Below are 6,039 nucleotides of genomic sequence, written 5' to 3'. Positions count from 1 at the left end.
ACCTGCTTATTCGCACCTTCCCTAGAGGAGCGGCAAGTTGTGGTGTACCTAAAAAAGGTTGCGGATCACCTAAAGGCATAATTACTGCTCCTAAAACAGCAATTACTCCTCCGATAGAAGGGATTGATTCAGATTTGTGAACAAATATGATACTCCTTTTTAAAATAATAATTATGATAGAAATGCAAATGAGAGAGTTAAATATCCCTGCAGTGGCCCATGCTTCGATAATACTATTATGTGGTGGCCAATCAGGTCTTACACCATATTGAGCCCCCAGAATTCCTATTTTTATTTGCCAACCACCGTAACCTAATCCAATTAATGGATGTTGCCAAAACATATCATATGCGAAGGAAATTAAATTAAAGCGATCCTCTGAAGTTGCAGATGTATCTTTAGCAAAAGTAGATGAGGTTAAAAAATCGTTAATGTAATAAAGTAAAATACACGATATAAATAATAGAATTATAATAATAAACCATCTAAGAGAGCGTTCCTTAGACCCCGGTCTTAAAAAATACAAGGAAAAGGAAAATAGGCTACTAAGCACAAGAATTATTAAAGCAGATTTTGAACCTGAAAAAAAGACAGCGCACACATTAATAATTAATAAAGCAATAAAAGGTAAAGACCTAAAAAAAGGCTTCATTAATAAAACTAAACCTACACATACCAAATGCAATGCGGCTCCAGTGTTTGCATTATCAAACACTCCACCGGCTTTGTCGACATCCCATACATTTAAAAAGGTATCAAAACCTAAACGATCTGGATTTTTAAAGAGTTTTAGAAAATTAAGGATAAATACAGCTTCGATTTCCGGCCTTAATCTAAATATAACAATCAGTACACCATTAACAGCCGATGCCATTAAAAAAAGTTTAATCAGCTTACCAGCAAGTTCTGTATCTTGTATCTCTTTGAATGTGGCGTATGTGATTAAAAAAATATAACCAAAAACCATTTGGTACTCCCATAAACCAATAACAGGAGACCAAAGAATACTTATAGCGTTAAGAAGAAGCGACATACTGAATAATACAACCAGTGGGTCTTTTAGCTTTAAAACCTTGACAAAAGGTATACACATTGCCATAAATAATGCTGAAATGGGAATATATGAACCAGCTATTCTAAAGAGGTATATTTGATAGCATGATAAAACCATTAAACCAGAAAGCAGAAACATTAGTGATTTCCGACGAGAAAGTATCATAATTAGTAGTCCATCGATTTCAATAAGGTGCAATCATGTTAAATTTTAAAAGTGTCAAAAGTGGTTTATTCTTAGTTGCATTTATAACTCCGCAGGTTCTATTTGCTCAAAATATTGCGTTAGGTGTTAATTCACACATTATAAATCAAAACATTGATCAAACAAAAAAATCTATTATTTTAACAAAAGATTTAAAGATGCAATATATACGCATGGATTTACCCTGGAGACTAATAGAATCAACAAAAGGCAATTATCAAATACCGAAAGATGTGAACGCTAAAATCAATTTATTGTTACGGAGCAACATACAACCAATAATAATATTAGATTATGGGAATAAATATTACAACAATGGCGATAAACCTATAACGGATGAATCAATTGATGCCTTCGTAAAATATGCTACATATGTCGTAAATTACTATAAAAACAGAATATTTTATTACCAAATATGGAATGAGTGGGATAGTAAACTTGGAAACACAAAACCAGGAAAAGTTGACGATTATAAAAAACTTGTTAAAGCAACATATACAGCGATAAAGAAAGAAAGCCCTGAAATAAAGGTAATAACATCTTCATTTTCTGCGGCTGCATTCAATAAAACTCTTGGTATAGATTCGAGAAACTTTATAAATACGTATCTAACTGATGACATGTCTCATTTTACAGACATTATTGCTATACATCCCTACACAGCATACAGGAAAGGATATTTTTCAAACTATCAAATCTATAAAAAGCAAATTCAGTACACTATGAATTTTATAAGAAAAGGGAGTTTTAAAGATAAGCCTGTCTTTATTACTGAAATTGGGTGGAGTACCAGCAACTCACCTCAGGGTATATCAGAAAAAACTCAAAAGCAATTTATTAACAATGCAATATGCGATGCTAAAAAGGCTGGAATATCAGCAATTATCATATACGAACTTAATGATGCATCAAGTAATATTTATGACACAGAATCAGGATTTGGTTTGGTTAAATACAACGGTTTAAAAAAGCCGGCATATGTTGGGATAAAATCCAATAATTGTTTGTGAGAAATAACGAGCTCCGAAGAAGGAGCTCGATAAAAATAAAAAAAACAAAATGTAAATTTAATCTAAATTATATTTTCACTGCTCTATAACATTTAAATATTTTTGAGCGCAAGCATTCCAAGAATGCTTTAACGCAGTTTGCCTTGCATTAGCAGACATCTGCTCATAAAGTTCTTTTTTGCTTGAAATAACATTTACTTTTTCAGCAATATCTTTTCCATTTTGAGTAATAAAAAAACCATTAAGGCCATCTTTTAAATATTCAGGAATCCCCCCCACATTTGTCATGAGAACTGGTAACCCACAAGACATACTTTCTAAACCTACTAATGGCCAAGCTTCATATTTACTGGGTAATACAAACAAATCGCACTTGTGGTAAAGTGTAACCAAGTCCTGACCAAGTATAGTTCCTTTGAATATAACTCGTCCCTGCAAATTGTGTTCATCAATTAATTCTTCATATTTTTTTCGCGAACTTCCAGCCCCACCTACGATATATAACTTGATATATTCAGGAACTAATAAAAGACTCTTTATTACATATTCCAAACCTTTACGTTCAAACTCATGACCAACAAAAATCAAATTGAATTCTTTTTGTTTAAGAAATCTTTTTTTATAAGAAAAAAAATCAGCATTCACACCATTATTTATATAACACAAATTAGAACTACTAGGGCAATATGCCCTAGCTTCACTTAATGTCTGCTCAGAAACACATATTATTTTTTTATCATAAGCTAAACGCAACAGAAGGTATTCTCTCCCAGCCCTTATAAAAAAAACCGGGTTAAACCAACGCAATAAACGCTTTAAAATAGGCTTATTTTTGTTTTCATAATTGAAAACATTATGTATTACATAAACATCGCCAGCTAGTGATTCAAGATTATGATTAATTGTTATTTTCTTATCTTTTATTTTGGTTAGTTCAAAGTAAGACGTAAACATAAAAACCACTAGTTGTAACAGATGTCTAAGTGTTTTAGTAATTTTATTACCAGCTTTCCAATCCTTTAAGAGTTGCCCCATTGATGTATACTGAAAAGATACATCATGGATATCAGCATCACATATTGTATCAGTAATAATAATTACTTTATATCCACTCAATGCAAAATATTTACTAATTTCAAGAGCTACGCGTCCACCTCCGGTATCAGTTGCATCACGGCAGATTTGTACGATTATCGGTTTTGATTTTAACAAAACAACCTCCATTAATTTGTCTTTTTTAAATGAGTATTAATTAATTCAAACATCTTATCTGTTCGTGATTTATACGTGTATTCGCTTGCTAATTTGTGCAAATGTTGTACAGAGAAACCATCGCCAGCAAGAATTTCTTGAATCTTATTGACAAAGTCCTCTTTTGAGTGTGCAATTTTTAAATAATCGGAAAACTCTTGAATTGAAGCCAAATCGACACTAACCACGTTTTTCCCTGCTGCGAGATACTCAAAGAACTTCATTGGAAACATCGATGCTGTATATTGATTTATGTTATTAGGAAGTAGAGCAATATCCATACCTTTTAGATAATTAGGTAATAACTCGTAAGGCCTTGCACCTAATATATGTATATTTTCTACTTGATTTATCAAACTCGTATTAGTCGAAGGATCTCCTTCGCCTATATCACCAATTAAAGCGATCGATAAATTAGGGCAGGATTTAGCAATATAATTTAATAATTCAAAATCTACCTTATAACTACTGATAGCACCGATAAACCCTAATACAGGCTTACGTAAACATAATATATCATCAGGTACAATTAAATCTTGACTGCAAGCTTTTGAAAAATGTTCGAAATCTGCTACGTTAGAATGATAGTAAACGTTATCACTCCATTTTTTTCTGCTTTCCAATAAAGTAGGCGAGGTGACAAAAGTTAAATCAGAGCTTTTAACTAATATCTCTTCCGCTGTCTCTAGGATTGAGACTGGCATTCCTGGTTGAGCCTTTATTTCATCAACACAATGATAAACTTTGAATTTGAATCTGTTAAGATCTAAAAAATTTGAAGTCAAAGGATTATATGTCCATAAGATGGGTTTTTTGAAACCCAACGTAATGGACCATAATCGTAACATGCCAGAAAGTAGCACTTTATTTAATTTACGAATGATCGCGTATTTATTAAAAGGTATTGATAGCGGCGACCATACCCATATATTATCTTTTACTTTCTTAGGTGGTTTCAACGCTTTCATCACTCTTCTAAAGATTCGTGTGATGTCTTTTTTATTGACAGATGGTTGCCTAAGCCCTAAGGATTCAATATATAAGACTCTGTGCCCTCGCCGCGCCAATTCGACGGTAACATGTTGTTTATTGGTCCAAAAAGGATTATCCCAATCTGCAGTGGACAGAACAACAATATCGTCACAATTATCCCGATTATTCATTCCCCCCCCTTTTTTTAGATATAAATACATTCACAAATTTATTTCTAATATCTCTAAAAATCATACACCACACAAAAAAGAACAATAAGTAAACCAATCCATTAAAAGCCAAATCTACTATTACCAGACCTGTCAGACCAGAACTTGAAAAAAAAGAATAAATCAAGATATAATAAACCATCATACCTAATAAAAGTTTAATGAAGGGATAGAATAAAATTTTGTGTATCCCCATAAAATAAGCACTGCTTAAAAGAAGTAATATGCCATACACTGAACAACCTAGTCCTATGCCTAAAGCACCATAAGTCGAATAAGTCAATAAATTAAAAATAGCATTACCAAATAATGCTATTGCCATTGAGAATAATACTTTTTTATTTTTCAATTGCGCGCTTAACGCTTTTAGAAAAATGTAACCAATGACCTGTGCCCAGAGACCAATACACATACCACGCAAATAATCGGAAGTTACCTCTACTGAATGCTGATTAAATGCGCCTCGCTGGAATAATAATTTTATAATATCTTCAGCATAAAAAAATAGAAACCCAGATACAGAAAACCCCAAAACAATTAAAATTGTATACAACTCTTCGAGTTTCCTTTTAACGATATTGGTATCCAAACCAACCCAAGCAGATAAGCCCGCAAAAGCGACAGGAACTGATAAAAAAAACACAACTGTTTCAGTTACAAATTTAGCATAGTCTAATGATGATACCGCCTCTAAACTGACTAATGATGACAATGCTCTTTCTAATGTAATATTCCCCTGTAAAAGAAGAGGCAATAATAATAAGGGTTTTAAAATCGACCAAAAATCGCCTATTACACCTTTAATTTCAACATACTCAAACTTTGCAGGCAGCATTATTATTTTTTTTGAATCTTTTCGAACCAGCGACCACATAAAAAAATAAATATAGCTTCCCGTAAAGCCCCAAGCTAAGAATTCAACCTTTTCAAAATAATATGCTATAAACACACCAATTAGCATGCCTATATTTTGAACTGGATTCCTCATGGACATTGGCTTGAAATCATTATGAGCCATTGAAACATAGTTCATTAATGCCGAGCACAGATAAAATGGACAACATAGTGCCATTATTTTAAGTAAGTTAATCGATATCAGTCTTGTTGATTCGTTTATACCAGGAGCAAGCACATCAACCCAAAATCCAGAAAATAAGTATAAAACAATAAACAAAAATGATGACATAATCACAAACAATAAAAAAATACACCACTTAAATGTTTCAGCTTTGTCAGTATTTTCTAATAAATATTTTTTATATAAAGGAATAAAGGCAGAGTTTAAACTGTCGCTAATCATAAAATTAATTGGTACAAG

5 protein-coding genes are annotated in these 6,039 nt (G+C 32.4%); 1 reads left to right on the top strand and 4 read right to left on the bottom strand.

What is annotated here, in order from left to right:
• On the bottom strand, positions 1 to 1,192 hold a 1,192-nt coding region (locus tag KHQ23_RS26230; RefSeq protein ID WP_211777031.1), incomplete at its 3' end, for an O-antigen ligase.
• A gap of 62 nt (positions 1,193 to 1,254) precedes the next feature.
• On the opposite strand from KHQ23_RS26230, the gene KHQ23_RS26225 reads away from it, so the two are divergent.
• Positions 1,255 to 2,268 carry a hypothetical protein gene (locus tag KHQ23_RS26225; protein ID WP_052141453.1) on the top strand — a complete coding sequence of 338 codons (1,014 nt, stop codon included), beginning with the start codon at positions 1,255 to 1,257 and terminating at the stop codon, positions 2,266 to 2,268.
• Between the two features lie 75 nt (positions 2,269 to 2,343).
• Here KHQ23_RS26225 and KHQ23_RS26220 read toward each other — a convergent pair whose 3' ends face one another.
• From KHQ23_RS26220 to KHQ23_RS26210, 3 genes are all read right to left on the bottom strand, one after another.
• Positions 2,344 to 3,480: a glycosyltransferase family 4 protein gene (locus tag KHQ23_RS26220; RefSeq protein ID WP_157846180.1), complete on the bottom strand. Its 1,137-nt coding sequence runs from the start codon at positions 3,478 to 3,480 to the stop codon at positions 2,344 to 2,346.
• Positions 3,481 to 3,491: 11 nt separating this feature from the next.
• Positions 3,492 to 4,682 carry a glycosyltransferase gene (locus KHQ23_RS26215; protein ID WP_040174449.1) on the bottom strand — a complete coding sequence of 397 codons (1,191 nt, stop codon included), beginning with the start codon at positions 4,680 to 4,682 and terminating at the stop codon, positions 3,492 to 3,494.
• The coding region (locus KHQ23_RS26210; RefSeq protein ID WP_211777066.1) for a lipid II flippase MurJ at positions 4,675 to 6,039 on the bottom strand (1,365 nt) is incomplete at its 5' end. The genes KHQ23_RS26215 and KHQ23_RS26210, both read right to left, overlap by 8 nt.

The organism is Klebsiella sp. 64 (genome assembly GCF_018223915.1).
GTDB lineage: Bacteria > Pseudomonadota > Gammaproteobacteria > Enterobacterales > Enterobacteriaceae > Klebsiella > Klebsiella pneumoniae.
This window is presented reverse-complemented; position numbering and strand designations above follow the sequence as displayed.

Bases quoted from the DNA above. Each gene is read 5' to 3' on its own strand.
- KHQ23_RS26225 (WP_052141453.1), top strand. From the start codon at position 1,255: ATGTTAAATTTTAAAAGTGTCAAAAGTGGTTTATTCTTAGTTGCATTT.
- KHQ23_RS26215 (WP_040174449.1), bottom strand. From the start codon at position 4,682: ATGAATAATCGGGATAATTGTGACGATATTGTTGTTCTGTCCACTGCA.